Source organism: Neotamlana laminarinivorans, from assembly GCF_020523925.1.
In the GTDB taxonomy this organism is placed as follows: Bacteria; Bacteroidota; Bacteroidia; order Flavobacteriales; family Flavobacteriaceae; genus Neotamlana; species Neotamlana laminarinivorans.
In genome coordinates this window covers 1-287 of the sequence record NZ_JAJAPW010000081.1, presented here as the reverse complement: position 1 = coordinate 287, position 287 = coordinate 1, and the positions used below count along the sequence as shown (strand labels likewise).

Below are 287 nucleotides of genomic sequence, written 5' to 3'. Positions count from 1 at the left end.
TGAAAATGATTTTGCAGCCATGATGGGTAATCATGTTATTCTTAATATACCAACAGATACAGAAGATGTTTGGTTAGAGTGTACAAGCCAAAAATTACCATTTGGTTTTATAGGAGACTTTACTGATGATAGAGATGTGCTAGTAATTACACCAAATAGTGGCAAAATAAAGCATACTAAAAAATATAGTGTAAACGAGAACATTCAAAAAATTAAAGGCCGTTGTAGTATTACTAACAATGGGGTTTTAAATACCAATGTTATGATAACCTCGAAAGGAATACAGT

General features: G+C 31.4%; 1 pseudogene. It reads left to right on the top strand.

The features are described 5' to 3' along the window. A pseudogene (locus tag LG649_RS16120) lies at positions 1–287 on the top strand (DUF3857 domain-containing protein); the annotation flags it as partial.